At 72.9% G+C, this 26,607-nt stretch carries 25 protein-coding genes, 1 tRNA gene and 1 pseudogene; 21 read left to right on the plus strand and 6 right to left on the minus strand.

Annotation, left to right across the window (positions count from 1 at the left end):
• Positions 1-12 precede the first annotated feature (12 nt).
• From ACXR2U_RS09410 to ACXR2U_RS09440, 7 genes are all read left to right on the plus strand, one after another.
• The gene (locus tag ACXR2U_RS09410) at positions 13-564 is read left to right on the plus strand and encodes an acyltransferase (protein ID WP_458824797.1); all 552 of its coding nucleotides are present in this window, start codon (positions 13-15) and stop codon (positions 562-564) included.
• A gap of 311 nt (positions 565-875) precedes the next feature.
• On the plus strand, positions 876-2,177 hold the full coding sequence (locus tag ACXR2U_RS09415) for a hypothetical protein (protein WP_458824721.1): 1,302 nt from the start codon (positions 876-878) through the stop codon (positions 2,175-2,177).
• The gene (locus ACXR2U_RS09420; RefSeq protein WP_458824722.1) at positions 2,174-3,508 is read left to right on the plus strand and encodes an O-antigen ligase family protein; all 1,335 of its coding nucleotides are present in this window, start codon (positions 2,174-2,176) and stop codon (positions 3,506-3,508) included. The genes ACXR2U_RS09415 and ACXR2U_RS09420 overlap by 4 nt, the downstream gene beginning before the upstream one ends.
• Complete coding sequence (locus tag ACXR2U_RS09425; protein WP_458824723.1) at positions 3,505-5,007, plus strand: lipopolysaccharide biosynthesis protein; 1,503 nt, start codon at positions 3,505-3,507, stop codon at positions 5,005-5,007. The genes ACXR2U_RS09420 and ACXR2U_RS09425 overlap by 4 nt, the downstream gene beginning before the upstream one ends.
• Positions 5,004-5,828 carry a CDP-alcohol phosphatidyltransferase family protein gene (locus ACXR2U_RS09430; protein WP_458824724.1) on the plus strand — a complete coding sequence of 275 codons (825 nt, stop codon included), beginning with the start codon at positions 5,004-5,006 and terminating at the stop codon, positions 5,826-5,828. The genes ACXR2U_RS09425 and ACXR2U_RS09430 overlap by 4 nt, the downstream gene beginning before the upstream one ends.
• 1 nt (position 5,829) lies before the next feature.
• A complete protein-coding gene (locus tag ACXR2U_RS09435; RefSeq protein ID WP_458824725.1) occupies positions 5,830-6,282 on the plus strand; it encodes an adenylyltransferase/cytidyltransferase family protein in 453 nt (150 codons plus the stop codon).
• Complete coding sequence (locus ACXR2U_RS09440) at positions 6,282-7,214, plus strand: WecB/TagA/CpsF family glycosyltransferase (RefSeq protein ID WP_458824726.1); 933 nt, start codon at positions 6,282-6,284, stop codon at positions 7,212-7,214. The genes ACXR2U_RS09435 and ACXR2U_RS09440 overlap by 1 nt, the downstream gene beginning before the upstream one ends.
• A gap of 19 nt (positions 7,215-7,233) precedes the next feature.
• Here the strand turns inward: ACXR2U_RS09440 and ACXR2U_RS09445 are convergent, their stop codons facing one another.
• The gene (locus ACXR2U_RS09445; protein WP_458824727.1) at positions 7,234-8,031 is read right to left on the minus strand and encodes an ANTAR domain-containing protein; all 798 of its coding nucleotides are present in this window, start codon (positions 8,029-8,031) and stop codon (positions 7,234-7,236) included.
• Between the two features lie 401 nt (positions 8,032-8,432).
• Between ACXR2U_RS09445 and ACXR2U_RS09450 the strand changes: the two genes are divergently transcribed.
• Genes ACXR2U_RS09450 through ACXR2U_RS09465 form a run of 4 tightly spaced genes read left to right on the plus strand, consistent with a single transcriptional unit; the run spans position 8,433 to position 12,036 of the window.
• Entirely contained in the window at positions 8,433-9,371 is a 939-nt protein-coding gene (locus tag ACXR2U_RS09450) for an ABC transporter ATP-binding protein (protein WP_458824728.1), read from the plus strand.
• Positions 9,368-10,174 carry an ABC transporter permease gene (locus ACXR2U_RS09455; RefSeq protein ID WP_458824729.1) on the plus strand — a complete coding sequence of 269 codons (807 nt, stop codon included), beginning with the start codon at positions 9,368-9,370 and terminating at the stop codon, positions 10,172-10,174. The genes ACXR2U_RS09450 and ACXR2U_RS09455 overlap by 4 nt, the downstream gene beginning before the upstream one ends.
• Positions 10,175-10,192: 18 nt before the next feature.
• Positions 10,193-11,371, plus strand: a complete 1,179-nt coding sequence (locus ACXR2U_RS09460; protein WP_458824730.1) for a sensor histidine kinase — start codon at positions 10,193-10,195, stop codon at positions 11,369-11,371.
• Positions 11,368-12,036, plus strand: coding sequence for a response regulator (locus tag ACXR2U_RS09465; protein ID WP_458824731.1), 669 nt, complete (start codon positions 11,368-11,370; stop codon positions 12,034-12,036). The genes ACXR2U_RS09460 and ACXR2U_RS09465 overlap by 4 nt, the downstream gene beginning before the upstream one ends.
• Here ACXR2U_RS09465 and ACXR2U_RS09470 read toward each other — a convergent pair.
• The 4 genes from ACXR2U_RS09470 to ACXR2U_RS09485 all read right to left on the minus strand — a co-directional run bounded on the left by ACXR2U_RS09470 (position 12,000) and on the right by ACXR2U_RS09485 (position 15,319).
• Positions 12,000-12,758 carry a class I SAM-dependent methyltransferase gene (locus ACXR2U_RS09470; RefSeq protein WP_458824732.1) on the minus strand — a complete coding sequence of 253 codons (759 nt, stop codon included), beginning with the start codon at positions 12,756-12,758 and terminating at the stop codon, positions 12,000-12,002. The two genes, ACXR2U_RS09465 and ACXR2U_RS09470, sit on opposite strands and share 37 nt — an antisense overlap.
• 5 nt (positions 12,759-12,763) lie before the next feature.
• Positions 12,764-13,627, minus strand: a complete 864-nt coding sequence (gene htpX, locus ACXR2U_RS09475) for a zinc metalloprotease HtpX (RefSeq protein ID WP_458824733.1) — start codon at positions 13,625-13,627, stop codon at positions 12,764-12,766.
• A gap of 88 nt (positions 13,628-13,715) precedes the next feature.
• Entirely contained in the window at positions 13,716-14,711 is a 996-nt protein-coding gene (locus tag ACXR2U_RS09480) for an inorganic phosphate transporter (protein WP_458824734.1), read from the minus strand.
• The gene (locus ACXR2U_RS09485) at positions 14,708-15,319 is read right to left on the minus strand and encodes a DUF47 domain-containing protein (protein ID WP_458824735.1); all 612 of its coding nucleotides are present in this window, start codon (positions 15,317-15,319) and stop codon (positions 14,708-14,710) included. Before ACXR2U_RS09485 ends, ACXR2U_RS09480 begins: the two co-directional genes overlap by 4 nt.
• 221 nt (positions 15,320-15,540) lie before the next feature.
• Here ACXR2U_RS09485 and ACXR2U_RS09490 point away from each other — a divergent pair, with 221 nt between their 5' ends.
• The 8 genes and pseudogenes from ACXR2U_RS09490 to egtB all read left to right on the plus strand — a co-directional run bounded on the left by ACXR2U_RS09490 (position 15,541) and on the right by egtB (position 22,941).
• Positions 15,541-16,152 carry a TetR/AcrR family transcriptional regulator gene (locus ACXR2U_RS09490; RefSeq protein ID WP_458824736.1) on the plus strand — a complete coding sequence of 204 codons (612 nt, stop codon included), beginning with the start codon at positions 15,541-15,543 and terminating at the stop codon, positions 16,150-16,152.
• 26 nt (positions 16,153-16,178) lie between these two features.
• Entirely contained in the window at positions 16,179-17,750 is a 1,572-nt protein-coding gene (locus ACXR2U_RS09495) for an MFS transporter (RefSeq protein WP_458824737.1), read from the plus strand.
• 193 nt (positions 17,751-17,943) lie between these two features.
• Complete coding sequence (locus tag ACXR2U_RS09500) at positions 17,944-18,225, plus strand: hypothetical protein (RefSeq protein WP_458824738.1); 282 nt, start codon at positions 17,944-17,946, stop codon at positions 18,223-18,225.
• Between the two features lie 32 nt (positions 18,226-18,257).
• On the plus strand, positions 18,258-19,493 hold the full coding sequence (locus tag ACXR2U_RS09505) for an AGE family epimerase/isomerase (RefSeq protein WP_458824739.1): 1,236 nt from the start codon (positions 18,258-18,260) through the stop codon (positions 19,491-19,493).
• 95 nt (positions 19,494-19,588) lie between these two features.
• Positions 19,589-19,984 carry a YciI family protein gene (locus ACXR2U_RS09510; RefSeq protein ID WP_458824740.1) on the plus strand — a complete coding sequence of 132 codons (396 nt, stop codon included), beginning with the start codon at positions 19,589-19,591 and terminating at the stop codon, positions 19,982-19,984.
• Positions 19,960-21,227, plus strand: a pseudogene (locus tag ACXR2U_RS09515) (RNA polymerase sigma factor). The gene ACXR2U_RS09510 and the pseudogene ACXR2U_RS09515 overlap by 25 nt, the downstream one beginning before the upstream one ends.
• A gap of 8 nt (positions 21,228-21,235) precedes the next feature.
• Positions 21,236-21,309, plus strand: a tRNA-Ile gene (locus tag ACXR2U_RS09520).
• A gap of 393 nt (positions 21,310-21,702) precedes the next feature.
• Positions 21,703-22,941, plus strand: a complete 1,239-nt coding sequence (egtB, locus tag ACXR2U_RS09525; RefSeq protein WP_458824741.1) for an ergothioneine biosynthesis protein EgtB — start codon at positions 21,703-21,705, stop codon at positions 22,939-22,941.
• A gap of 6 nt (positions 22,942-22,947) precedes the next feature.
• On the opposite strand, the gene ACXR2U_RS09530 is transcribed toward egtB, so the two are convergent.
• Positions 22,948-24,534: a glucoamylase family protein gene (locus ACXR2U_RS09530; protein ID WP_458824742.1), complete on the minus strand. Its 1,587-nt coding sequence runs from the start codon at positions 24,532-24,534 to the stop codon at positions 22,948-22,950.
• A 71-nt stretch (positions 24,535-24,605) separates the two neighbouring features.
• Here ACXR2U_RS09530 and ACXR2U_RS09535 point away from each other — a divergent pair, with 71 nt between their 5' ends.
• Both ACXR2U_RS09535 and ACXR2U_RS09540 read left to right on the plus strand, forming a co-directional pair.
• A complete protein-coding gene (locus ACXR2U_RS09535; RefSeq protein WP_458824743.1) occupies positions 24,606-25,763 on the plus strand; it encodes a cytochrome P450 in 1,158 nt (385 codons plus the stop codon).
• On the plus strand, positions 25,760-26,605 hold the full coding sequence (locus ACXR2U_RS09540; protein WP_458824744.1) for a DUF1206 domain-containing protein: 846 nt from the start codon (positions 25,760-25,762) through the stop codon (positions 26,603-26,605). Before ACXR2U_RS09535 ends, ACXR2U_RS09540 begins: the two co-directional genes overlap by 4 nt.
• Positions 26,606-26,607 lie beyond the last annotated feature (2 nt).

A 26,607-nucleotide genomic window follows, 5' to 3' on the forward strand; every position in this document is an offset into this window, starting at 1 on the left:
GCACCGGGGTTGGTGGTCCCGTCGGGCGCGCGGCGCAGCGTCCGCGTCCGCGCAGTCGAGCGGGTCTTCGCCGCCAAGGCCTGGTACTACAGCCGGCGCTACCCGCGCCTGGAACTGGGCCGCGGCGTGCAGATCCGGGGGCGGCTGCGGTTGCGGCTGGGGGTGCACGTGCGGATTGGCGACGGTTGCAGGGTGAACCGGTTCGTCCGGTTCACCGGCACCGGCGTCGTGACCATCGGGGCGCAGACCCTCTTGAACGGCTGCTGGATCGGCAGCTGGGAGGCTGTCGACGTCGGGGAGCGCTGCCTGCTCGCGAACTGCGAGATCACCGATTCCGACTTCCACAACGTCGATCCGGCTTCCCGTCACGAACCGGCCGCTGCCTCGACCCGTCGACCGGTGCATCTCGGCGACAACGTGTGGGTCGGGTCGCGGGCCCTCGTGCTCAAGGGTTCGACGATCGGTGACGACTCCGTGGTCGGCGCCGGCAGCGTCGTGCGCGGCCTGGTCCCCTCCCGGGTGGTGGCGGTCGGCAACCCGGCCGTCGTCGCGAGGCAGCTGTGACGGACGGCGCCGTGACCAACGGGCACAACGGCACACCGGTCGTGCGGAGGCGGGCGGGTCAACGACTCACCGGACCCGCCCTCGTCACGGTGCGGATCGGTCCGGACCAGGTTCCGACCGTCCCGCCGCCGGAGCCGGTGCGTCAGCGTCCGACCACGACGGAGCCCCCGGCCGTCGACGACTCCGGTGCCGGCGGTCGGGGGCCGTCGGCACCGGTTCCCCCGGTGGCGGATCCCCCGGAGCCGGTTCAGCTCGGCGCTCCGGCGGCGTCCCCGCTGCCGCCACCGGGGACTCCCTCCCCGGCGCCGCCGGTGCGACCTCCCGACGACGTCGTGCGGTTGCGGTGGGTCGTCGACGTCCTGGTCGGTCGGTTCCCCCTGGTCGCGGTGGTCACGGTGCTGGTCACCGCTGCGGTCGTGCTGCTGGTCGGCGCGCGGTCGGTCGTGTACACCGCGACGGCTGAGGTGGCGGTCCGGCCGATCACCCTGCAGCCGTTCACCGTCGCCAGCAGCGGCGTCGACCGTTCGGTGAGCATGCCGACCGAGGTGGCGGTCGCGACCGGCGGGGAGGTCGCGACCGCGACCGCCGCCGCGCTGCGGGTGGTCGACACGGCGGGGTTCCGCGCCGGCCTGTCCGTGACGACCCCCGACTCCTCGCAGGTGCTGACGATCAGCTACCGGTCGTCCTCGGCGACGACGGCCGCCACCCGGGCCGCCGCGTTCGCCCGGGTGTACCTCGCCGCCCGGTCCCACACCGCGGCGTCGTTGGCCGACGACCAACGTGCGGTCCTCGACGCCCGGACCAAGGCGCTGGTGACGCGGCGGGCGGCGCTCGTCGAACAGGTCCAGATCGCGGTCGCCGCCGCGAAGAACCCGGTGGAGGCCGACCCGTTGTCCGCGCCGATCCGTTCGGAGATCACCGCCATCGACGGCCAGCTCGCCGACATCGACGCCCAGCGGACCGACCTGGCCGGTCTGGACACCGGTGGCGGCACCCTGCTGAGCACACCCGACGCCCACGACGCCGTGAGCAACCGTCCGGGTCGCTCCATCCTGCTGGTCGGAGTGCTGGGCGGACTGCTCATCGGCGTCGTGACCGCTCTCGTCGTCGAGCGGCGGAACCCGCGACTGCGGGCCCGGCGCGAGCTCGACGTGGTGACCGGCGCACCCGTCGTCGCCGTGCCCCCACCCCGGCGGCTGCTGCCGCGTCGGGGGTCCACGCGTCGCGCGGCCTCGACGTCGCGGCTGCTGCACCTGGTGGTGGCACGGTCACGCCGGTCCCAGGAGTCGGTTGCGGGGGCGCCCCTGTTCGTCGTCCCGGCCGGTCCGCGCGACGCCGCGGGGTGGGTGGCCGACGGTCTGCGTGCAGCGGAGCACACGACGGGCCCGGCCGAGGCCGCCCCGGGGTCCACCGTGCACGTCGTCGACCCGTGGCACGACGACGGGGCGCTCGACGGCGTCGTCGACCGCCACGGCCACGTCGCCGGCGCGGCGGTGGTGGTGGCTCGGACCGGTCACACCCGGTTGCGCGACGTCGAGGAGACGACGGCCCGGCTGGGCCACGTCGGAGTCCCCGTCGCCGCCGTCGTCCTCGTGGACCGATCGGCCCGATGACCGCACCCACCACCTCCCACGCCGAGCGCGCCTGGAGTCCACCCGACGGCGACGCACGCGCGGCGGCCGGGGCGGGCGCCGACCTGCCCGCCTGGCCGTTCGCGCTGCCGCTGCTGCTGGCCCCGTTGTGGTGGGTGGTCGGCGCGTCGCTGCTCATCTGGGTCGTGGTCGCGGTCATCGGCGTCCTGCTGCTGTGCCAGTGCCGGGGGCTGGTCGCGCCCCGCACCGGCGCGTTGCTGTGGTGCCTCTACGGGGTGTGGTCGCTCGCGAGCGTCGTGCAGGTCGACGACGCCGGCCGCATGGTCGGTTTCGGCCTGCGCATCCTGCTGATCGGGGCCGTCGGGGTCAACCTCCTGTACCTGACCAACCTGCCCGAACGTCGCCTGGACCTGCGGCGCGGACTGCGGTGGCTGAGCGCGTACTGGTACCTCGTCGTGGCGGGCGGTTGGTGGGGTGTGCTCGCGCCGCGGTTCCGCGCCGAGACGCTCCTGCACCGGGTCCTGCCGGGGTCGCTCGCGTCCAACGACTTCGCCGACGTCCTGTTCAGCATCAACAGCGCCGAGGCCAGCAAGACCGCCGCGGGAACCTTCTACCGGCCCAGTGCGCCGTTCCCGTACACGAACGCCTGGGGCAGCGTGTTCGCGCTCCTGCTGCCCTGCATGCTCGCCCTGCTCGCGCTCGAGACCCGTCGGACGGTCAGGGTGTTGCTGGGTGCGACAGTCGTGCTCTCGCTGGTTCCGGCGTTCCTGACCCTGAACCGGATGATGTTCGTGAGCCTGGGCGTCGGTCTGGTGTACGCCGCGGTCCGCTTCGCAGCGCGCGGCAACCTCCGTGCCCTGTTCTCGGTGGGCGTGGTCGTCGGATCCGTCGGGCTCATGAGTCTGGTCATCCCGGTGTGGCAGCTGATCACCACACGGGTCGACAGCTCCGAGACCAACACCGCCCGAGCGGGTCTGTACCAGGAGGCCATCGTGCGGGTGGGGACCTCGCCGTGGTTCGGGTTCGGGACGCCGCTACCCAGCGAACGGGCCTACCAGACCTCGGTCGGCACGCAGGGTCAGGTGTGGGCCGTCCTGTTCTCCCACGGCTACCCCGGGGTCCTGCTGTTCGTGGCCTTCTTCCTGTGGGCGTTGTGGGCGACCCGCGGCTGCCCCTCCACGCCGGAGGTCTGGTTGCACGTGGTGACCGTCGTCGCGGCGGTCCAGATCGGCTTCTACGGGTTCGAGAACCAGAACATGCTGCTGTTCTCGGTCGTCCTCGGTCTCGCCTTGCGGCAACGTCGGTTCGCGTCGCGGTCGGGGTCCGGCCTCTCGCCGGAGCCGGCGACGTGAGGGTCGTGCGGGCCGCCGCCGCGCCGCGCCCCGAGACCACCCGGGCCCGGTCGCGCGTCGTGGCGAGTGTCGTGGGTGCGGGTGCCAGCGCCGTCGCCGGTCTGCTGCTCGTCGTCGTCGTCACCCACGGGCTCGACGTCGTCGACGCCGGCCGCGTCCTCACCGGCATCGCGTTGCTGACCGTCCTCACCGCGGCGTGCTGTGGGGGTGTGGACACGGGTCTCATCTGGTTGCTGCCGCGACTCACCGACACCGCCTCCCGCCGCGTCGTCGTCCGCACGGCGACCCAACGACCGTTGCTGCTAACAACGGTCGTCGGTGGGGCGCTGGCGGCCCTCACGGGTCCGACGGCCGCCCTCGTTTTTCCCGGCGCGCACGGGGGTCGCGTCGTCCTGGTCGTGGCGGTCACCCTGCCGGTGCTCGTCGGGTCGACGGTGCTGGTCGCGGCGGTGCGGGGCCTCGACCGGCTGCCGCTCTACCTGGTGCTGCAGTTCGGTGTGTTGCCCACCGGTCGGCTGGTCGGCGCGGGCGGGGTGATCGTGGCCGGCGGCCTCGCCGCGGCGACCCTCGTGGGGTGGGCCGCCGCGGCGGTGGTGAGCGGGGGCGCGGCGGCGACGGCCGTGTGGCGCGCGACCCGCACCGGTCACACCCTGGCGCCCCGCCACGCCGACCGGCTCACGCGACGACTGTGGACGTTCTGTCGTCCCCGGGCCGTGTCGTCGGTCATCGACGCCAGCGCGGGCTGGGTGGGTGTGCTGTTGGTCGCCGCGCTCGCCGGGTCGGCCGACGCGGCCCGCTTCGGCACGGTGAGCCGGTGCGCCCTCGCGGGCCTGCTGGTGATGCAGGCCGTGCGGGTGGCGACCGCCACCCAGTTCTCGGCCCTGCTGCGGCGCGGTGCCGTCGACGGCGTCGGGGAGCTGTACCGCGCGACGACCCGCTGGGTCGTGCTCGCGTCGTGGCCGGTGTTCGGCCTGCTCGCGACGTACGCCGGCCTGGTCCTCTCGGTCTTCGGCGAGGAGTACCGCTCGGCCGCGGCCGCGCTCGTGGTGGTCGCCGCGGCGATGGCCGTCAACACCGGCTGCGGCAACGCGCAGACCGTGCTGCTGATGAGTGGCGACAGTCGTCGCCACCTCGTCGCCACGGTCGCGGGCCTCGCCACCACGGTCGTGGGCGACGTGCTGTTCGTCCCCTCCCACGGCGTGCTCGCCGCGGCGGTCGCGTGGGCGGCGGGGATCGCGGTCGAGAACCTGCTGGTCCTCGGCTGGCTCGTCACGCGCCTGCACCTCGCGGTGGTGGACCGTTCGACCCTGCTGGTGTCCGTCGCCCTGCTCGGCGTCGTCCTGCCGCTCGTCGTGCTCGTCCGGCTGGTCGCGGGCCCGGGGTGGTACTCGTTCCTGCTCGCCGCGGTGGTCGCGGCGGCCGCGGTCGCGGTCGTCGGGCTCGCGCCGCTCCTGCTGCGCGGTCCCGGCTCCGAGCCGGGTCGGCGGGTGACAGCGTGAGCGGGCGCCGGGAGCGGTTGGCCGAGGCGCGAGCCCGCGCGTCGCAGGGGGCGAAGCCCCGCACCCAGACGCCCGCGTACCTGCTGTTCGTGAACCGTCCCCTCGGAGCCGTGGTGGCGCGGCACGCCTTCGCGGTGCGGGCCACCCCCGACCAGCTCACCGCCGCGGGTGTGGCGACCGCCGCGGTCGCCCTCGTCGCGGTCTCGGCCTCGCCCTGGGCGCCCCTGGCCTCGGTCGCCGGAGCGGCGTTGTTGCTGGTCGCGTACGTGTTCGACTCGGCCGACGGCCAGCTCGCTCGGCTACGCGGTGGGGGCAGCGCGGCCGGCGAGTGGCTCGACCACGTCGTGGACATCGCCAAGACCTCGGCGATCCACGCGGTGGTCGTGGTGGTCCTGCTGGCCGACCACCGCACGGGGTGGGTCGCCGTGCCTCTCGTGTTCGGCCTCGTGTCGGGCACCTCCTTCTTCTCGCTGACCCTGCGCGACCAGTTGCTCGCGCGGTCGCCGGCCCGCACGCCTCAGACGCGGTTCCAGCTCCGACGGGCCCTCACCGGCCTGCCGAACGACCACGCCGCGGTGTGTGTCGTCGTCGGCGCGGCGGGGTGGCCGTCGGTGTTCGTGCCGGCCTACACGGCGTTGTGCTTCGTCTCGGCCCTGCTGCTCGCGCGCTCGTTGCGACGGTCCCACGCCGCCCTGGCCGCCGGCGGGGACGTGGACGCCGCCGGGCCCCACCCGCTGGGCGCACGAGCCGGTCCGGACCCGCGGCACCTGACCCACTCGCGGACCGCGGTCCGCACCGCCACGTCACTCGGGGAGAAGTGAGATGACCGTCATCGGGTACGCGCCCGGCGCCTTCGACATGTTCCACGTCGGGCACCTCAACGTCGTCCGCAACGCGGCGGCGCGCTGTGACTGCTTGGTGGCAGGCGTCGTGTCCGACGCCCTGGTGAGCGCGGCGAAGGGGCGCACACCGGTCATCGACGAGCGGGAACGCCTCGCCGTGGTGGCGGCGATCAGGTACGTCGACGAGGCCGTGCTCGAGGACGTCCCGTCGAAGGTCGACATGTGGCACCGGTTGCACTTCGACGTGCTGTTCAAGGGCGACGACTGGAAGGGCACCGCGATGGGCGACCGGCTCGAGCGCGACTTCGCCCCGTGGGGGGTGCGGATCGAGTACCTGCCGTACACCGTGCACACGTCGAGCACGATCCTGCGGGCCGCCCTCGGGTTGCGCACCGCCGGTCCACACGCCGGCGGGATGTCGGAGGTCGGGTGATGGTCACTCCCACCACCGAGCGCACCACCCGCCGGCTGGGCTACCGGACGTTGCGCCCGACCCGGCTGATGCGGGCCCCGGAGGCGGCGGCCGCGCCGGTCCCCGATCGGGTGGTCGCGTCCCGACCCCCGGGCGCACCCGCGGATCCGCTCGTCGCGCTCGGGGTCCGGATCGACCGGGTGGACGTCGCCACCGCCCTCGCACGCGTCGAGGAACTGGTGCGTCGTCCGGGCTGTGCGCGGATCGCGTTCGTCAACGCCCACTCCCTCAACCTCTCCTGCGACCACCCCGGGTACCGCGCGGCCCTCAGTCGGACCGACCTCGTGCTCAACGACGGCGCCGGCGTGGCACTGCTGGGCCGCGCACTCGGCGCGCCGTTCCTCGCCAACCTCAACGGCACCGACTTCGTCCCGCAGGTCCTCGAGACGATCGGCACGGAGCACTCGGTGTTCCTCTACGGCGGCCGCCCCGGCGTCGCCGCCTCCGCGGCCGACCGGTTGCGCCGCCAGCATCCCGGCCTGCGCGTGGCGGGCTGTCTGGACGGGTACGCGCACGATGCTGCGGTCGCGGCCGAGGCGGTGCGCCGCAGCGGCGCGGGCGTCGTGCTCGTGGCGCTCGGGAACCCGCGTCAGGAGCTGTGGGTGCAGCAGTGGGGCGAGTACACCGGCGTGCGACTCGCGGTGTCGGTCGGTGCGTTCCTCGACTTCGCCGCGGGTGAGGTGGTCCGTGCTCCGGCGGTCGTGCGTGCCCTGCGGCTCGAGTGGGCGTTCCGGCTGGCGCAGGAGCCACGCCGCCTCGCGCGCCGTTACCTGGTCGGCATCCCGGTGTTCCTGCTGCGGGTCGCGCGGGCGTGGTGGGGCTCGGAGGTGGGGGAGCGGGCGACGGTGCTGACCTACGACTACCCGCCGCAGGCGCTGGGCGGCCTGTGCTGACGCCCCGCTGACGGAAGCGTCAGGTGGTGCCGCGTTCCAGACCCGCCCCGGACGCGGGGCGCCCGCGGCGCACGGCCTCCTCGACCGTGCGGCGGGCCAGTTCCGACACCTTGACGTGCTCGCGTTGGCTGCGCGCCCGCAGTCGCTGCAACGCGTCCTCCGGCGTGCCACCCCCGCGCGCGACGAGGATCCCGATCGCTTGGTCGATGCTCGCGCGCGAGCGCAGCGCGAGGTCGAGGTTGGCACGCACGCTGCGCAACTCCGTCGCGAGCGAGGCGCTGCGGACCGCGGGCCCGGCGACAGCCGCGAACCGGTGCGCAGCGTCCTCGTCCACGACGCCGAACCGGTCGGCGGTCTCGTCGAGCCAGAGCAGGGTCACCGGACCGGAACCGGGCCCGGGCAGGACGGTGGCGAGTGCGCTGCGCATCCCCGACGACGTCGCGCGACGGCTCCACCCCGGCCACCGCAGGTCGTGCGCGAGATCGCCCGACCGCGTCCCGCGCCCGGTCGCCCACGCATCGGACGCCGGCCCCCGCCCGAGGTCGAGTTCGGCACGGACGAGCGACTCCACGCGAGGTGACGTCGTGCCCACCTGGGCTCCCTCGGCGGAGGGGTACCGGGGGGCGACGGCGTAGGTGAGCGCGCACCCGGTCGCGGGCACGGCGGTCAACGCCAGTTCGCTCACCTCGGCGAGGACACGCTCGAAGGCGAGAGCCGCGACGTCGAGTCGCGAGAGCAGGTCGATGGCGTCGTCGGGGCGGCACAGCGGTGTGGCCGACGGTACGAGGGGGAAGTGGTCGACGTCCTTGATCGTCATCATCCACCGGTTTCGCGGCTGCGGAACCTGGCGAGCACGCGACTGGTCGCACGCCCGGGGGACTCGCCTGGGCTCGTTGTACTGATGTCTGCAGGCGGGGGACAGCAGTCCCAGACGGGCCGTCGGCCTCCGCGGGCGACCCGTCCCTGCACCGGCTCGGTTCCAGCACCGCAGATTCTGCGCGGGAGATGGTTGTCCGTCAAGCAACTTGGCGGAACGCCGAGTTGATCTTCCCCTTGAGGCACAGAGCGCCGGGGTGCGGAACCCGACCTGAGGTCGTACCCGGCCGTATGCCCCGAGGCATACCGGCACCGCCGAGGTGTGGCCCCGAGGCCGATGTGCGGACGGATCGGCTCGACCAGTGTCGTCGACGTCAACCAGTCACGAAGGGACGCACCGACATGATCGAGGTCGAGCACCTCAGCAAGCGGTACGGCAGCAAGCTCGCGGTCGACGACCTGAGCTTCGTCGCCCCGCCCGGGACCGTCACCGGGTTCCTCGGCCCGAACGGCGCCGGGAAGTCCACCACCATGCGCATGATCGCGGGCCTCGACCGGCCGACCGGCGGGCGGGTGCTCGTCAACGGCAAGCACTACCCGTCGTCCGACGCCCCGATGGCCGAACTCGGCACGCTGCTCGAGGCCAAGGCCGTCCACACCGGCCGGTCGGCCCGCAACCACCTGCTCGCGGTCGCCCAGACCGCGGGCATCGGCCGCCGCCGCGTCGACGAGGTCGTCGAGCTCGTCGGCCTCACGGGGGTCGCGGGCAAGCGGGTCGGCGGGTTCAGCCTCGGCATGGGGCAGCGGCTCGGGATCGCCGCGGCGCTGCTCGGCCGGCCGCAGACGCTGATCCTCGACGAGCCCGTCAACGGTCTGGACCCCGAGGGTGTGCGTTGGGTGCGCACGCTGCTCAAGGCGCTCGCCGACGAGGGCCGCACCGTCTTCGTCTCCTCGCACCTCATGAGCGAGATGGCGTTGACCGCGACGCGACTGGTCGTGGTCGGCCGCGGCCGGCTCATCGCCGACACCACCGTCGAGCAGTTCGTCGCCCAGACGATGGGCAGCTCGGTCCGGGTCCGTACGCCGGAGGCCCCGACCTTGCGATCCTTGCTGCAGGCACCGGACGTCACCGTCACCAGCGACGCCCCCGACGTCCTGCAGGTCACCGGCCTCACCGCCGAGCAGATCGGCACCGCCGCCTGGCAGTCGAACCTGCCGGTCTTCGAACTCACGACCGTGCAGGCCTCGCTCGAGGAGGCCTTCATGCAGGTCACCCAGGACAGCGTCGAGTACCGCACCGTCGGTGCCGACCACGACACCCACCAGGAGATGGCCCGATGACCGCCACCCTCGCCCACCCCGTCCCCGCCACGTCCGCGGGGCGCGTCACCACCACCGGGGTGCTCCGCTCGGAGCTGACGAAGTTCCGGTCGCTGCGCTCGTCGTGGTGGACCCTCGGCGTCGCCGTGCTCGTCATCGTCGGGTTCGGCGCCCTGGTCGCGGCGAACACCCCGAGCGACGCCGTGTCGGTCTCACCCAGCGACATCGCCACCGAGTCGTTGTTCGGCGTCCTGTTCGCGCAGCTGGCCGTGGCCGTGCTCGGCGTGCTCATGATCAGCGGCGAGTACGGCACCGGCATGATCCGCACGTCGATGACCGCGGTGCCGAAGCGGTTGCCGGTGCTGTGGGCCAAGGCGGCCGTCTACACGGTCGTGGTGCTGCCGGTCTCGTTGGTCGCCGCCTTCGTCTCCTTCTTCGTCAGCCAGGCGATCCGCTCCGGCCGCGGCATCCCGACCGCGGCGCTCGACGACCCCGGCGTGCTCCGTGACGTCATCGGGTCCTCGCTCTACGTCACCGTGGCGGGCCTGCTCGCGCTGGGCATCGCCACCTTGCTGCGGCACACCGCGGCCGGTCTCGCCGCCGTGGTCGGTCTGTTCTTCGTCGTGCCGATCGTCGTCAACTTCCTCCCGCAGAGCATCAACGGGTTCGCCCCGTACCTGCCGAACAACGCCGGCGGCGCCCTGTTCGGCCTGTCGATGTCGGACGACGCGCTCGCGCCGTGGACCGGGTTCGGTCTGCTCGTCGGCTACACCGTCGTGGTGCTCGTGGCGGCGGCCGTCCGGCTGCGGCGCAGCGACGTCTGAGTCGAGCACACTGCCTGTATGAGCACCTGGGCACGGGTCGAGGACCCACGAGCGCGGAGGAAGCGCTCGTGGGTGCTCGACGTGCTGGTGGCGCTGGTGGTCACCGGCATCGGGGTCGTCGGCGCGATCGCCGCATCGTCGGCGAACGTCGTCGTCGGCGGCCTCGTCGGGTTCGGACTCGGGGCGCTGTTGCTGGTTCGGCGGATCTGGCCGTCCCAGGTCTTCGCCGCGCAGTGGGGCCTGGCCGCCCTGCTGGGCTGGTGGGCGGGCGACAACGTCGTGTCCCCCGCGTTGCTGGTCGGGCTGTACACCGTGGCCGCCCTGAAGTCCCGCCGGGACGCGCTGGTCGCCGCGGGCTTCCTCGAACTCGGCGTCGTCGTCGCCGCGGTCCACCTGTACAACACCGACGGCCAGTGGTGGGCCGTGGCGATCGCGTTCACCGCGGTGCTCGTCGCCTCGCTCGCGGTCGGTCTCTACGTGGGGACCCGCCGGACGCTGCTCGCCGAACTCCGGGCCCGGGCGGACCGGCTGGAGCGCGAACGAGACCAGCAGGCCGCGATCGCGTCCGCCGCCGAACGGGCGCGGATCGCCCGCGAGATGCACGACATCGTCGCCCACCACCTCACCGTGATGGTGGCGCTGTCCGACGGCGCCGTCGCCGCCTCGGCCAGGAACCCCGACCAGGCCGCCGAGGCCATGCGCACCGTCTCGGCCACCGGGCGCGAGGCCCTCTCGGACACCCGCCGCCTGCTCGGGGTGCTCCGCGACGACACCGCTGACGGCGACGAGCGGCGCCCGTTGCCCGACCTGTCCGATCTCGACGAACTGCTGCACCGGGTGCGCGACGCCGGGCTACCCGTGCGCTACGAGGTCCACGGCATGACCCCCGAGGTCCCGCCGGCCGTCCAGCTCACGGTGTACCGGCTGGTGCAGGAGGCGTTGACCAACACCATGAAGCACGCCGGCCAGGGTGCGTCGGCGTCGGTGTCGTTGCACTATGCACCGGATGCGGTGAGCGTGGACGTCCGTGACGACGGTGGCAGCCACCTCCCGACCCCGTCGACCCAGGGGGCGGGCCGAGGTCTCGCCGGTATGCGTGAACGGGTCAGCGCGTTCGGTGGCGAGGTGTGGACCGGACCGGTCGACGGCCGCGGCTGGCGGGTCGCCGCGACGATGCGACTGCAGGAGGTCTCGTGACGTCGGTGCTGCTGGTGGACGACCAGTCCCTGCTGCGTATGGGGTTCCGCATGATCCTGGAGGCCGAGGACGACCTCGAGGTGGTGGGGGAGGCCGCCGACGGTGAGGCCGGGGTGGCGATGGCCGCCGCGACCCGGCCCGACGTCGTCCTCATGGACGTCCGCATGCCCAAGCTCGACGGCATCGCCGCCACCGAACGGATCGTGGCCGCAGGGTCGGAGGCCAGGGTCCTGATCCTCACGACGTTCGACCTCGACGAGTACGTCTTCGCGGGCCTGCGTGCGGGGGCCAGCGGGTTCCTGCTCAAGGACACCCCGCCCGGCGATCTGGTGGCGGCGATCCGGACCGTCGCGGGCGGGGAAGCCGTCCTCGCCCCGAAGGCCACCCGGCGGCTGCTCGACCGCTTCGCCCCGCTGCTGCCCGGGCCCGGGGTCTCGGAGCCGGACCGGGACGTCCTGGTCGGTCTCACCGACCGGGAACGCGAGGTGTTCGGCCTGGTCGCCGCCGGCCGGTCGAACCGTGAGATCGCGTCCGACCTGCACCTGTCCGAGGGCACGGTCAAGATCCACGTGGGGCGGGTGCTGGCCAAACTCGGCCTGCGGGACCGCGTGCAGGCCGTCGTCCTCGCCTACGAGTCGGGGTTCGTCGTGCCCGGTGGGGCCTGATCCCGACGCGCCACGAACACGAACTCCCGGCCGGGCCGGTCGGGAGCGTCACGCACCTCGTCGACGACGAAACCCGCGGCGCGCAGATCACGCGTGACTTCCTCGCGATCCCGGAAGCGCAGGGTCGACCGCGAGGTCAGGACCTCGCCGGTGGCCAGGAACCGGATGGTGTCGGTGAACGTGACCAGCGGCAGTGCCACCTCGAGCAGCTCGTGCACGCTCTCGACCACTCCGCGGCCGGGGAGGTCGGCGCTCACGCGTGACCTGTCCGGCGTCCAGTCGCGCCACCCCTGCGCCGCCGGGTCCCGGGTCTCGAACACCAACCGGCCGCCGGGACGCACGACGCGCCGGGCGGCGGCGAGGGTGGCCGACCAGTCGGCGTCGGTGACGATCGCCTGCGCCACGTTCGCCGTCATCGTCATCAGATCCGTCTGCAGCGACGGCAGATCTGCCGCGACACCGTGGATCCACCGCACCCGGTCCGCACCCGGCTTGGCCCGCGCGATGTCCAGCGACGCCGCCGCCGGGTCCACGCCGACCACGTCGTGTCCGAGTCCGGCGAGGCGCAGGGCGAACGTGCCGGTACCGCAACCGACGTCGACGACGTCGTGGGCGTCGAACTCCTCGGCCATCGCGACGTACGCGTCGAGGTCCGAGCGGTCGGGGTCGAGCGGGTCGTACGCGGCGGCCAGGCGGGGATCGTCGAACACGGCGTCGGGCACGGCGGTCAGCGTCCCAGCGAGGGCAACTCCCGCGCGATCTGCTCGAGCCGCGCGATCCGGTCCGGGATGGGCGGGTGGGTCGAGAACAGTCCCCGCACCCGGCTGCCGAACGGGTTGGCGATCATCAGGTGCGAGGTGTCCTGCAACCGCGGCACCTGCGGCAGCGGGCGCGCGTTCGTCCCCTGCTCCAGCTTGGCCAGCGCCGAGGCCAGGGCGAGCGGATCGCCCGTGAGGTGCGCGCCGGACGCGTCGGCCTGGTACTCCCGGGAGCGGCTCACACCGAGCTGGATGAGGCCCGCGGCCAGCGGTCCCAGCAGCAGCATCAGCAGGCCGACGAAGGGGTTGCGGTCACGGTCGTTGCCGCCGCCGAAGAACATCGCGAACTGCGCGATGGCGGTGATGGCCGCGGCCAGGGTCGCCGCGACCGAGGAGATGAGGATGTCGCGGTTGTAGACGTGCGACAGCTCGTGCCCGAGGACGGCGCGCAGCTCGCGGGGCGTGAGGATCTGCAGGATGCCCTCGGTGACGCACACAGCCGCGTGCTTCGGGTTGCGTCCGGTGGCGAAGGCGTTCGGGGCAGCGGTGGGCGAGACGTACAACCGGGGCATCGGCTGGTTCGCCGCGGCCGACAGTTCGCGCACCGTCGCGTGGAGCTGCGGCGCCTGGGCCTCGGTGACCGGCTGGGCGGCCATGCTGCGCAGGGCGATCTTGTCGCTGTTGAAGTAGCTGTAGCCGTTCATCACCACGGCGAGGCCCAGGCCGATGAGCAGCCCGGACTGCCCGGCGACCGCCCCGCCCGCCAGGACGAGGATCGCCGAGAGCAGGCCGAGCAACAGGGCGGTCTTGAGCCCGTTGGTCGTCGATCTCATGCCTGGTCAACACCTGCGGTCGTGTCGTGGTTCCCGGAGCGGGCCGTGGGGTGGCTGTGACGGGGAGACGTGTCGCTGGGACCTCTGCCTAGACCTGGAACAGGCGCAGCAGCAGGTACACCAGGGCCGCGACCACCCCGGCGGCCGGGATGGTGATGACCCAGGCGGCGACGATGCTGCGGGCCACACCCCACCGCACGGCCGACAGCCGTCGGGTGGCGCCCACGCCCATGATCGAGGTGCTGATGACGTGGGTGGTCGACAGCGGGACGCCGAGTTGCGCCGCCCCGATGAGCACGCCGCTCGCGACGGTCTGGGCCGCGAACCCGCTGACGGGGGTGAGGGCGTAGATGCGGCGCCCGACCGTGCGCATGATGCGGTAACCGCCGGCGTAGGTGCCCAACGAGATGGCTCCGGCGGCCGCGAGGATGACCCAGAGCGGGATGCCGGCGTCGGGGTCGAGGTGGCCGGAGACCACGAGCGTGAGGGCGATGACGCCCATGGTCTTCTGGGCGTCCTGCGTGCCGTGACCGAAGGCCATCGCCGCGGCGCTGGCGATCTGCGCCCAGCGAAAGCCCCTGGCGGCCCGGTGCGCGTTGGCGCGCCGGAAGATCCAGAGCAGCGCGACCATGAACAGGTAGCCGAGGACCAGTCCGATCACGGGCGAGACGACCATGGGCAGCACGACCTTCTCCCACACCCCGGCCCACTTCACGGTCTCCGCCGCGGCGAGGGCGGCGCCGACCAGGCCGCCGATGAGGGCGTGCGAGGACGACGACGGCAGACCGAACCACCACGTCAGCAGGTTCCAGGCGATCGCCCCGACGAGCGCGGCGAGGACCACGGTCAGCCCGTCGGTCCCGGTGGGCGGGTCGATGATGCCGGAGCCGACGGTCTTCGCGACCTCGGTCGAGATGAGGGCGCCGGCGACGTTGGCGAGCGCCGCCATCGCGAGCGCCACCCGCGGGGTGAGCGCCCGGGTCGACACGGACGTCGCGATCGCGTTGGCCGCGTCGTGGAAGCCGTTGGTGTAGTCGAAGCCCAAGGCCACGACCACGATCGTGACGACGAGGGCGAGGGTCACGACTCCTTCACCGCGATGGTCTCCACCGCGTGCGCGACGTGCTCGAGGGCGTCGGAGGAGTCCTCGAGCCGGTCGGCCACCTCGCGCAGCTTGAGCAGCTGGAGCGGCTCGTACATGCCGCTGAACAGCTTGGACAGCAGCTTGCGGTGGACGCGGTCGGCCTCGTTCTCGAGTCGGTTGACCTCGATCCAGTACGGCTCCAGGTCCGACAGCGTCCGCAGCCGGCTCATGGCCGTCGCGGTCTCCCGGGCGGACCGTTGCACGAGGCGCAGCTGGTCGCCGACCTGCTCGGGCAACACGCCGACGTCGGCGAGCTCGATGAAGTCCGAGACCTCCTCCATGGCGTCCAGCACGTCGTCGAGCGCGCTCGCGAGCCGGTAGATGTCGTCGCGGTCGAACGGCGTGATGAAGCTGGTGTTGACCTCCCGGAAGATCCGGTGGCTCACCGTGTCGCCCTGGTGTTCCAGCTCCCGCATGCGTTCGGCGATCGAGCGGCGGTCGGCGTCCTGGTTCGAGAGGACGACGAGGACATCGGCGGCCTGCGCGATGTTCGCCCCGGCTTCGGTGAACAAGTCGTAGAAGACGGACCCACGGGGCGTGATGCGCACAGCTGCGCAGGCTACCGAGGCGTCACCCCTCGTTCATGACCCGTTCACCTGACCTGGCCGGTGAGCACCCGTTGTCAGACCCCTGCGGCAGGTTCGGGTCCCGTGAGCTTCGCTCACAGCGGAACCGAATCAAAACGGTTGCGTTTCGTAAGTCGGAGCCGCCAGAGTGGGCGGACGTCCGGCGTGGGGTGTGCGGGCGCTGTGACGTGAGGGGGTCGGTCGTGCAGTTGTGTGCCGGTGGTCGGACCGGGCGTCCCCGCGACGCCGAGCGCGAGGCGGCCATCCTCACCGCGACCCGCGACCTGGTCGCCGAGTCCGGGTACGAGCGGCTGACGATCGAGGCGGTCGCCGCCCGCGCCAAGGCGAGCAAGGCCACGATCTACCGGCGCTGGTCCGGCAAGGCCGGGCTCGTCGCCGAGGCCCTGCGGTGCCGCCCGCTCGCGATGTCGGTCATGCCGGATTCCGGTGACCTGCGGACCGACATGGTGCAGGGCATCCTCGCGTTCGTCGCGGACCTCACCGAGAACGACGCCGGCCTCATGGTCGGCCTGGCGAGCGCGATGCGCTCGGATCCCGAGCTCGCCGCGATGGTGCGCGAGCAGACCGTGTCCTGCCGTCGCGAAGCCGCGGCGGCCTGGCTGCAGCGGGCCGTCGCCCGCGGCGACATCGAACCGGGGGTCGACACCGACGTCGTCGTCGACCTCGTCCCCGCCGTCGTGTTCATGCGACTGCTCGTCACCGGTGAGCCGGTCGACGAGCCGTTCGTGAGCCGACTCGTCGACTCCGTGCTGCTGCCGCTGCTCACGGGCAGCCGCGCGGTCGCGCACGTCTGAACCACCTGATCCCGAGAGGACCCGAGATGACCGCCGTACCCGACGACGCGACCCGCGTCGACGTCTCGAAGGGCGCGTCCACACCCGTGGCCGCGCCCGACCCCCGCCGATGGCTCGCGCTCGCGATCATCGCCGTCTCGCAGCTGATGGTCGTGCTCGACGCGTCCATCGTGAACGTCGCGCTGCCGTCCATCGAGCAGCCCAAGCCCACCGGTCTCGGCGTGAACCAGGTCGACGGCCAGTGGGTCATCACCGCGTACGCCCTGGCGTTCGGCAGCCTGCTGCTGCTCGGCGGCCGCATCGCCGACTACGTCGGCCGCAAGCGCATGTTCCTCATCGGCCTCATCGGCTTCGCCGGTGCGTCCGCGCTCGGTGGCGCCGCCGTCAACGGCGGGATGCTGTTCGGCGCCCGCGCCCTGCAGGGTGCGTTCGCCGCACTCCTCGCACCGGCCGCGCTGTCGCTGATCACGGTGTCGTTCACCGACGCCAAGGAACGCGCGAAGGCGTTCGGCGTCTACGGCGCGATCTCCGGCGGTGGTGCCGCCATCGGACTGATCCTCGGCGGCGTGCTGACCGAGTACCTCGACTGGCGCTGGTGCCTGTTCGTCAACGTGCCGATCGCGATCGTCGCGGCCGTCGCGGGCTTCGCCGTGGTGCACGAGAGCAAGGCCACGGGCAACACCAAGTACGACATCCCCGGAGCCGTGCTCATCACCGGCGGCCTGGTCGCGCTGGTCTACGGCTTCACCGAGGCGGCCAAGGAGGGTGTCGGTTGGACCGCCACCTCGACGCTGGTGTGCCTCGCGATCGCCGTGGTCGCCCTGGTGGCGTTCGTCGTGGTCGAGGCCCGCTCGCCGCACGCCCTGCTGCCGTTGTGGATCGTGCTCGACCGCAACCGCGGTGCGGCCTACCTGACCTCGCTGCTCATCGGTGCCGGGTTGTTCGCGATGTTCCTGTTCCTGACCTACTACTTCCAGATCAACCTGCAGTACTCGCCGGTCAAGGCGGGTCTCGCGTTCCTGCCGTTCAGCGGCGGCATCATCGTCACCGCCGGTCTGGCCAGCTCGCTGCTGCCGCGGTTCGGTCCGAAGCCGTTGATGGTCGTCGGTGGCGTGCTCGCCACGCTGGGCCTGTTCTACCTGACCCAGCTCGAGCAGGACTCGTCCTGGGCCGCGCACGTGCTGCCGTCGGAGCTGATCATGAGCATCGGCATGGCGCTGGTCTTCGTGCCGCTCGCGAGCCTGTCGCTCGTCGGCATCGGGGGCCAGGACGCCGGTGTGGCGAGCGCGATGCTCAACACCACCCAGCAGGTCGGTGGCGCGCTCGGCACGGCTTTGCTGTCCACGCTGTTCATCAGCGCCCGGGACTCGAAGGCCGACTCGTACGGCATCAGCATCCCGCAGGTCCAGGCGCAGATCGTCCAGAAGCAGGCGGCTCCGCAGGACGTCATGAGCTACCTGCAGTCGCTCATCACCGGGTACCACCACGCCTTCTTCATCGGCGCGATCCTCATCGGTGCGGCCACGCTCGTGACCGCCGTGATCGTCCGGGCCAAGAAGGACGACGTCAGCGCGACCGAGGGCGCGATCATCGCCTGACGTCCCCCGACGCACCACCGCTGCCCCTTTCCGCTCCGTGCGGGGAGGGGCAGCGGCGTCTCCGGCCCCAGGACCCGCTCGGCCCGGTGCTCGCACCCCGGGTGTTCGGCAGGGTGTTCGGCAGGGTGTCGGACGATCCGGAGCCCGACCACCGAGCGGGACGCAAAGTCGAACACGTGTTCTACTGATGTCCGTGTCGGTGGACCGGGAGGGCGCGCCGGGGTACCCGACCTCCGCGCCCTGGGCCGAGTGGATCGACCGGCACATGCGCTGCGTCGCCACCGGCCGTCACGGACGCTGTCAGCTGGTGCGCGGACACACCCAACCCCACGCCGTCGTCCTCGAGGTGCGGGCGGGCAAACGGGCCTGGCGGTGGCGCGACGCGCGCCCCGACGACCCCGGCTGGCTCGACGACGGCGGCCCGTGGGGCAACGTCGCCACCGACCGCGCACCGTGGATCCCAGGCTGGCCGTGACGGCGGTGGGCGCGGCCGTAGGGTTCGGTCCCGTGAACCCGCACGACGCACGTCCCGGTGACCCGGCCTGGCGCAGGGCCGAAGCCGCCCGCCTGCTCGACTTCGGGCGGGGTGCGGCCGATCCCGGCGGCGGCTTCGGGTGGCTCGACGACACCGGCGGCATCGACGCGTCCGAGGGCCGTCAGCTCTGGATCACCGCGCGGATGACCCACGTGTGGAGCCTCGCCGCGCGGCAGGGCATGCCCGGTGCGGCCGATCTCGCCACCCGCGGGGTGCGGTCGTTGGTCGACGACCACGCCGACACCGAGTACGGCGGCTGGTTCGCCGCCCTCGGTGCCGACGGCCGCCCCACCGACACCACCAAGGCGAACTACGAGCACTCGTTCGTCCTGCTGGCCTCGGCCAGTGCGACCGCCGCGGGGGTGGACGGCGCGCCGGAGTTGTTCGACCAGGCCCAGCGGACCGTGCTCGACCACTTCTGGCGCGACGACGAGGGCCGCGCGGTCGAGTCGTGGGACCACAGCTTCGGCAACCTCGAGCTCTACCGCGGCGCCAACAGCAACATGCACGCGGTCGAGGCCTACCTGGCCGCGGCCGACGTCTCGGGCGACGAGGCGTGGCGGCAGCGGGCGCTGTCGATCGCGCAGCACCTCATCCACACCGAGGCCCGCGCGCACGACTGGCGGGTGGTCGAGCACCACGACGCGCAGTGGTCGCCGCTGCCGGACTACAACGCCGACCGCCCGGGGGACCCGTTCCGCCCGTACGGCGCGACCCCGGGCCACGGTCTGGAGTGGTCCCGGTTGCTCGTCGACCTGCACTCCTCGCTGGCCCGGACCTCCGAGCCGCCGGCGTGGCTGGTGGAGTCGGCCGTGGCGCTGTTCGACCAGGCCGTCGGTGACGGCTGGCGTTCCGACGGCCACCCCGGGTTCGTCTACACCACCGACTGGGACGGCACACCCGTCACGACCACCCGGATGCACTGGGTGATGGCCGAAGGCGTGCTCGCGGCCGACGCCCTCGCCCGTTGCACCGGCGACGACCGGGTGGCCGAGGTCGCGCAGTCGTGGTGGCGGGAGATCGAGGACTACTTCGTCGACCGGCGGCAGGGGAGTTGGCACCACGAGCTCACGCCCGAGATGACGGTGTCGAGCACGACCTGGCACGGCAAGCCCGACGTCTACCACGCCTACCAGGCCTGCCTGCTGCCGTCGTTGCCGCTGACGTCGGTGGCGTCGGTCGCGCTCGCCGAGCCGGTCGACTGGTGACGGCCGCGCGGTGATGTCGAAGGACGTCGACCGGCTCCGACGTCTCCGGTGAGGCCGCGGCACCGGTCGCGGCCCACGACCGAGAGGAACACGACGTGAAGTACGTCCTGCTCATCCACTCCAACCCGCAGCCGTGGGGCCACCCGACCGGCGACTTCAACGCGGAGTTCCTCGAGCTGCCCGCGGAGCAGCGGGAGGCGATGTCCGCACAGTTCGACGCCCTGCTCGAGGAGCTGTCGGCGAACGGGGAACTGGTCGGCGGGGAGGCGCTGGGAGATCCGGCGAACGCCCGCCTCTACCGGTGGTCCGGAGGCGGCCCGACCACCCCGACCGACGGCCCGTACTCCGAGGCCAAGGAACACCTGGCCGGGTTCTTCCTGCTCGACGTGGAGAACGGGGCCCGCGCCGAGGAGATCGCCGTGCAGTTCGCCAGTCCCGGCGACACGATCGAGCTGCGTCCCGCGATGTGGCCGGGCGGCGACGACCAGTGACCCCGCTCGAGGACGTGTGGCGCCGCGAGACGCCGCACGTCCTCGGCGCGTTGGTCCGGCGCCACGGCGACGTCGCCGCGTGCGAGGACGCCACCCAGGAGGCGTTGCTCGCCGCGTCGCGGCAGTGGCCGGTGGAGGGTGTCCCGGACCGGCCGCGCGGGTGGCTGATCCGGGTCGCGTCGCGGCGTCTGGTGGACGCCCGGCGCAGCGAGACCGCCCGGACGAACCGGGAGCTCGCCGACTTCGTCACGCGCCCCGCGGACGCGGAGACCTCGGCGGGCGCTGACGTTCCCGTCCCCGACCGCGACGACACGCTCGCGTTGTTCGTGTGGTGCTGCCACCCCGCGCTGCGCCGCCCGGCGCAGGTCGCGCTGACGCTCCGAGCCGTGGGCGGACTGACGACCGCGCAGATCGCGGCGGCCTTCCTGGTGCCGGAGAGCACGATGGGGCAGCGGATCAGCCGGGCCAAGGCGACCCTCGCCGCCCAGGACACCCCCGTGCTCGCTCCCTCACCCGTCGATCTGCCGGCCCGCGTCGACGCCGTCCTCGACGTGCTGATGCTTGTGTTCACCGAGGGACACGCGACCAGCGGCGGCGACCGACTGCTCGACGTGTCGCTGACGAACGAGGCGATCCGCCTGACCCGGCAGCTGCACGCCGCCCTGCCCGGCCACGACGAGGTCACCGGCGCGCTCGCCACCATGCTGCTCACCCACGCGCGCAGCGCCGCCCGCACCGACGCGGCCGGCGACCTGGTCCCGCTGGCGGAACAGGACCGCACGCGGTGGGACCCGAGCCTCCTCGCCGAGGGCGTCGCGCTGGTCGAGGCCGTCCTCCCGCGCGGCCCCGTCGGGCCGCACCAACTGCGCGCCGCCATCGCCGCGGTCCACGCCGAGGCCCCGACGTACGCCGACACCGACTGGCCGCAGATCCGCGAGCTCTACCTCATGCTCGACGCCCTCGCCCCGGCCCCGCCGTCACCGTGAACCTCGCGGTCGCCGAGGCCATGGTGTCCGGCCCCGACGCCGGCCTCGCCCGCCTCGCCCCGCTGACCGACGACCCGGCCATGGCCCGCCACCACCGCCTGCACGCCGTCCGCGCCCACCTGCTGGAGACCGCCGGGCGGATCGAGGAATCCGACGCCGCCTACGCCACCGCCGCCCGCCTCACCCGCAGCGCCCCCGAACAGCGCTACCTGCACCGCCGCCGTGCCCGGCTCGCCGCGGCCCGTGTGGCACGCTGACGCCCCACGGGGCGGTAGCTCAGCCGGTCAGAGCAGGGGACTCATAATCCCTGGGTCGTGGGTTCGAGCCCCACCCGCCCCACCTGCCCCCCACCCGTCCGGAAGCCGGTCGATGTGTCGGTTCCCGGGGCGATGCACGCGCGATCCACCCCGGGAACCAGCACACGGACGCGGATGGTGGTCCGGGCGTTGTTGCGCGGGTCGGCCGGTGACGCTCACACCACCTTCCGCGCCGTCACGGCTCTGGCGCTGCTCGCACCGGCGCGAGCAGCGCCAGAGCGCGCCGGGTGGGATGCCCGGGGCGGCCGCGACACGCCGGGAGCGTGGCGCGTTGTCGGACCCGAGGCGCACGATGGTGGGCAGCCGGGGTGATGTCACCCGGGGAACGGAGAGGCAGTGCGGCCCCGGAGCCGCCAGACACGCGTGGCGTCGACGCCACGGGACACAGAAGGCGCGTCTCGTCCAGGAGGACCGCATGCCCGCAACACCGCTCGACCCGACCCGTGTCGCCGCTCGCTTCGAGCAGGTGCGCACGTTGACCGACACCCTGACCTCGAGGCTCTCGGCCGAGGATCAGACCCCGCAGTCGATGACCGACGCCAGCCCCACGAAGTGGCACCGGGCGCACACCACCTGGTTCTTCGAGGAGTTCGTGCTCCGCGACCGGCCCGACTACACCGAGTTCGACCCGACGTTCCGCTACCTGTTCAACTCCTACTACGAGGCCATCGGTCCGCGGCACCCGCGGCCGTACCGCGGCCTGGTCACCCGTCCGGGCGTCGAGGAGGTCGGCCGGTACCGCGCCCACGTCGACGACGCCGTCACCAAGTTGCTCGACGCCGGCGAACTCGACGACCGGGCGTTGACGCTGGTCGAGACCGGCACCCACCACGAGCAGCAGCACCAGGAACTGCTGCTCACCGACGTGAAGCACCTGCTCTCGACGCAGCCGTTCGGACCGGTCTACGTCGACCGCCCCGACGAGGACGACGTGCCCGCGCCGGAGCAGACGTGGCGGGCGGTGAGCGGCGGGTTGGTCGACGTCGGCCACGACGGCGAGGGTTTCGCGTTCGACAACGAGGGCCCGCGGCACCGCGTGTTCGTCGAGGACTTCGAGATCGCGAACCGGCAGGTCACGAACGCCGACTGGCTGGAGTTCATGGCCGACGGCGGGTACCGCACGTCGGCGCACTGGCTGTCCGACGGCTGGGGTCGCGTGCAGGCCGAGGGTCTGGAGGCGCCCGGCTACTGGGAGCGCGACGACGACGGCCGGTGGACCACGTTCACCCTGTCGGGCCGGCGTCCGGTGCGCGGGGGCGAGCCTGTGGTGCACGTGTCGTTCCACGAGGCCGACGCGTTCGCGAAGTGGGCGGGCGCCCGCCTGCCGACCGAGTTCGAGTGGGAGGTCGCGGCCGGCCCGATCGCCGACGGCCGGGGCGGCCTGCTCGACCCGGACCGGGTGCACCCCGGCCTCGCGGGCGACGCGATGATCGGCGACGTCTGGGAGTGGACCGCGAGCGCCTACCTGCCGTACCCCGGTTTCGTCGCCGCGGACGGCGCACTGGGGGAGTACAACGGCAAGTTCATGAGCGACCAGCACGTCCTGCGCGGGGCGTGTGCGGCCACCCCGCCCGGCCACGAACGCCTGACCTACCGCAACTTCTACCCGGCCGGCGCGCGCTGGACCTACAGCGGACTCCGACTCGCCCGCTGACCCGGGTCACGGTGTCGGGCCCGCTCCCGACAGCGTCATCGTCTCGATCCCGAGGTACGTGCGGGCGGCGTGCGAGGCCGGGTCCTCCGCGAACCAGCGGCGGGGGCCGCCGTGAGCGGTGAGGACGTCGGCCAGCGCGGCCATGATCATCGACTGGTCCAGCACCAGCCGGCGGTGGCCGACCTGACCGGTCAGCGGGTTCACGGCGTCGAAGAACCCGCCCTTCGCGGAGTACACGCCGGGGTACAGGCGGCGCAGGTTCGCGATGTTGCGGTACGCCGCGACTGGCGCGACGTCGAGCGCCAGGAACGACGCGTGCGGGGTCACGGCCGTCTCGGTCGCGCAGGTCGGGCAGATGGCCAGCTGCGACCGGGCCGGGAACTGCAACCCGCCGACGCCGTAGATGCCGTAGCCACCGGTGTCGTCGGCCGTGCTCGACGGCGACAACCCCCAGACCGGGAACCCGAGCGTCTCGAGCGCGTACCTCTTGTGCACCTGCACGGTGAGTGCGTCGGCCCGCCCGAGCCCGTTCGGTCCCCACGTCGTCTCCGGCACGACCAGGTTCGCCATCAGGCCCTCGAACATGCCGCCGGCGAACGTCGGTAGGTAGTCCAGGTCGGTGCCGGGGTAGGTGTAGTGCCCCTCCCACACCTTGAAAGCCTTGTGTGAACGGGGATCGGTGTAGGTCACCCACCTGCCGGCCGCCGGCCACTGCCCCTGCGACGCGTTCGACGGGTCGGTGCTGCACCGGCGCGGTGGCAGCGTGCGCCAGGTCCGCCACCACACGTCGCCCGGCATCTGGTTCAGCCCCATGCCGATGTACATGCTGATCCGCGGATCGCTGTACAGCGCACCGTTGTGGTAGTCGGCCGGGCCGGAACCGACGTAGTACCCGCCGTACTGCTGGCCGGTCGGTTGCCCGCCCAGGTCGGCGTTGACGTTGCAGTTCGTCTGCGGGCGGTCGTCGTAGAAGATCGAGAAGTCGAGGTCGGCCGTGAGCCGCGCGATCAGCGGCCGCAGCCCGGGCAGCGCCTGGCGGGCGACGAACAGACCGGAGGCGTACCAGCCGTTGTCGACGGCCGAGAGGAACGAGCAGTTGTCACGCGCCCGCGGCCCGTTCGTCGGGCACGCGGGCTCACCCGGGTTGCTGATGACCGCGGCCGTCGCGGTGTCGTACCACTGGTAGAGCAGCCCGTGCGAGCGTGACATCCGGGCCACGGTGCGCAGGGTCTTCGCCGCGAGCGCGGTGGCGTCGGCGCGGCTCACCAGTCCGAGGTCGGCGGCCGACACGACCGACCACAGGTAGACCCCGATGTTCGCGGCCGACGTGTAGCCCCCGCGTACCGTGCCCGGTCCGAGGTGGTCCAGCGGCAGCGCGGTGACCGGGTCGACGTCGGCGCCGAAGAAACGCCACGTGTCACGGGCGATCTGCAGCAGCTCGGCGGCCTGGTCGGGGGTGAGCCCGGACGTGGCCGCCGCGGGTGGCGCGCCCGGTGCTGCCTCCGCGGGGGACGCGGCCACGGCGCGCGAGACCGTGAGACCCGCGACGAGCATCGGGACGAGGACGAGGGAACGGCGCCACGCTGCAGCCACGGTGCCCGGTCTACCCGCATCCGCGCCGCGGCGGAAGAGCCCCACCCGACCAGCTGGCTACGCTCCGCGCCGTGGACCCCGCGACCGTCACCCTCGACGACCTCGCCGGGCCCCGCGCCGCGGACGTCCTCGCGGAACTGCGTCGCGACGCCCCGCTGACCCGGTTGCCCGCGATCGACGGCTGGTTGGTCACCGGTCACGCCACGGCCGTCGCGGTCATGCGGGACGACCGCTCCTTCACCGTCGACGACCCGCGGTTCTCGACCGCGCAGGTCGTGGGCCCCAGCATGCTGTCGCTCGACGGCGCCGCCCACCGTCGGCACCGGGCACCGTTCGTCGAGCCGTTCCGCCCCGCGCGGGTCGAGGGGCGTTTCGCGGGTCGGGTCGACACCCTGGCCGCCGAGTTGGTCGACCGCATCCGCCCCGACGGACACGCCGACCTGCGCGCGGCGGTCGCCGGGCCGCTGTCGGTCGCGGTGGTCGCGGGGGTCCTCGGACTGCCACCGACCGACTCCGCCACCGTCCTGCGCTGGTACGCCGCGATCGTGCAGGCCGTCTCCGACATCACGGCCGGCCGCCGCCCGGCGCCCGACGCCGCGACCGCGATGACGGCACTGCGCGAACACGTCACCGTTGCAGTGAGCAACACCGATTCGTTGCTCGGGGAAGCGGTCGGGGCGCTCGAGACCGACGAGATCGTGGCCGACGCCGCCGTGATGATGTTCGGCGGCATCGAGACCACCGAAGGCATGATCGCCAACGCCTTGGTCCACCTGCTCGACCACGACGACGTCCGCAGCGCGGTCACCGCCGACCCGTCGCTCGACGCGGTTGTCGTGGAGGAGTCGTTGCGGCTCGAACCCGCGGCGGCCGTCGTGGACCGTTACGCCACCGCCGACGTCGAGATCGCCGGGGTCACCGTGCCGCGCGGCGACCTGGTGCGCGTGTCGATCGCGGGCGCCAACCGTGACCCCGCCGTCTTCGCCGAGCCCGACCGGTTCCTGCCGACCCGACCCGACCTGCGCCAGCAGTTGGCGTTCGCCCGTGGGCCCCACGTGTGCATCGCGATGGACCTCGCCCGGCTCGAGGCCCGCCGCGCCGTGCGGGCCGTCCTCGACGGCCTGCCTGGTCTCCGCGCGGCGGGTGACGTGCCCCGCCCGCACGGTCTCGTGTTCCGCAAGCCCGACGAGGTGCCGGTGCGCTTCGAAGTGGGAACGACGTCCGGGTGAATCCCCACACAGGCACCGAGCGCGACGTCTCGGACCAGGTCGAGGGTCAGGTCCGTCGCGGTCGCCGCAGCCCGGTGGGGCGCGCCCTGGCGCGGGTCGGGATGGCGTCGCGGGCGGTCGTCTACGGCGCGCTCGCCGTCGTCGTGCTGCAGCTGGCCTTCGGGTCGCAACCCGACGACGCCGACCAGGCCGGGGCGTTGACGGCCCTGGGTCAGCAACCGGCCGGGAAGTTCGTGCTGTGGCTGCTGGTCGTCGGCGTCGCGTTCTACGTGCTGTGGCGCCTGTCCGAGCTCGTCGCGGGGACGTCGTCGGGGGAGCGGGACTGGAAGGGCCGGTTGAAGTCCGGTCTCGAGGGCGTCGCGTACATCCCGATCGCGATCATCTCGGCCAACATCGCCGCGGGTGATCCCGGTAAGGCGCAGCAGGGCGACAAGTACCGCACGTTGTCGGCGCGGGTCATGCAGGACTGGCCCGCGGGCCGGTTCCTGGTCGGCCTGGTCGGGGTCGTCGTCTTCGGCATCGGGGCGTACCTCGCGTCCGAGGGTCCGCGCCGGTCCTTCCGTGACGACCTGGAGTTCCACGGCAACCAGCAGGCCGAGAAGGTGGTCGTGACGTTGGGGGTCATCGGCAGCACGGCCCGTGGCGTGGTCTTCGCGCTCGCGGGCATCCTCGTCGTGGCCGCGGCCGTGACGGCCGATCCCGACAAGGCGGGTGGCGTCGACGCCGCGCTGCGGTCGGTGGCCGACGAGTCGTACGGGCCGTACCTGTTGACCGTGGTCGCGATCGGTCTGCTCTGCTACGCCGCCTTCGCCGTCGGCGACGCGATCTGGCACAAGCTCTAGCC

It is taken from the genome of Jatrophihabitans sp. YIM 134969 (assembly GCF_054456675.1).

Excerpts from the sequence above, each read along its gene's own strand:
- htpX (WP_458824733.1), bottom strand. The coding sequence starts at position 13,627 with ATGAGATCGACGACCAACGGGCTCAAGACCGCCCTGTTGCTCGGCCTG.
- ACXR2U_RS09455 (WP_458824729.1), top strand. The coding sequence starts at position 9,368 with ATGACCGCCACCCTCGCCCACCCCGTCCCCGCCACGTCCGCGGGGCGC.
- ACXR2U_RS09420 (WP_458824722.1), top strand. The coding sequence starts at position 2,174 with ATGACCGCACCCACCACCTCCCACGCCGAGCGCGCCTGGAGTCCACCC.
- ACXR2U_RS09450 (WP_458824728.1), top strand. The coding sequence starts at position 8,433 with ATGATCGAGGTCGAGCACCTCAGCAAGCGGTACGGCAGCAAGCTCGCG.
- ACXR2U_RS09435 (WP_458824725.1), top strand. The coding sequence starts at position 5,830 with ATGACCGTCATCGGGTACGCGCCCGGCGCCTTCGACATGTTCCACGTC.
- ACXR2U_RS09440 (WP_458824726.1), top strand. The coding sequence starts at position 6,282 with ATGGTCACTCCCACCACCGAGCGCACCACCCGCCGGCTGGGCTACCGG.
- egtB (WP_458824741.1), top strand. The coding sequence starts at position 21,703 with ATGCCCGCAACACCGCTCGACCCGACCCGTGTCGCCGCTCGCTTCGAG.
- ACXR2U_RS09445 (WP_458824727.1), bottom strand. The coding sequence starts at position 8,031 with ATGACGATCAAGGACGTCGACCACTTCCCCCTCGTACCGTCGGCCACA.
- ACXR2U_RS09460 (WP_458824730.1), top strand. The coding sequence starts at position 10,193 with ATGAGCACCTGGGCACGGGTCGAGGACCCACGAGCGCGGAGGAAGCGC.
- ACXR2U_RS09495 (WP_458824737.1), top strand. The coding sequence starts at position 16,179 with ATGACCGCCGTACCCGACGACGCGACCCGCGTCGACGTCTCGAAGGGC.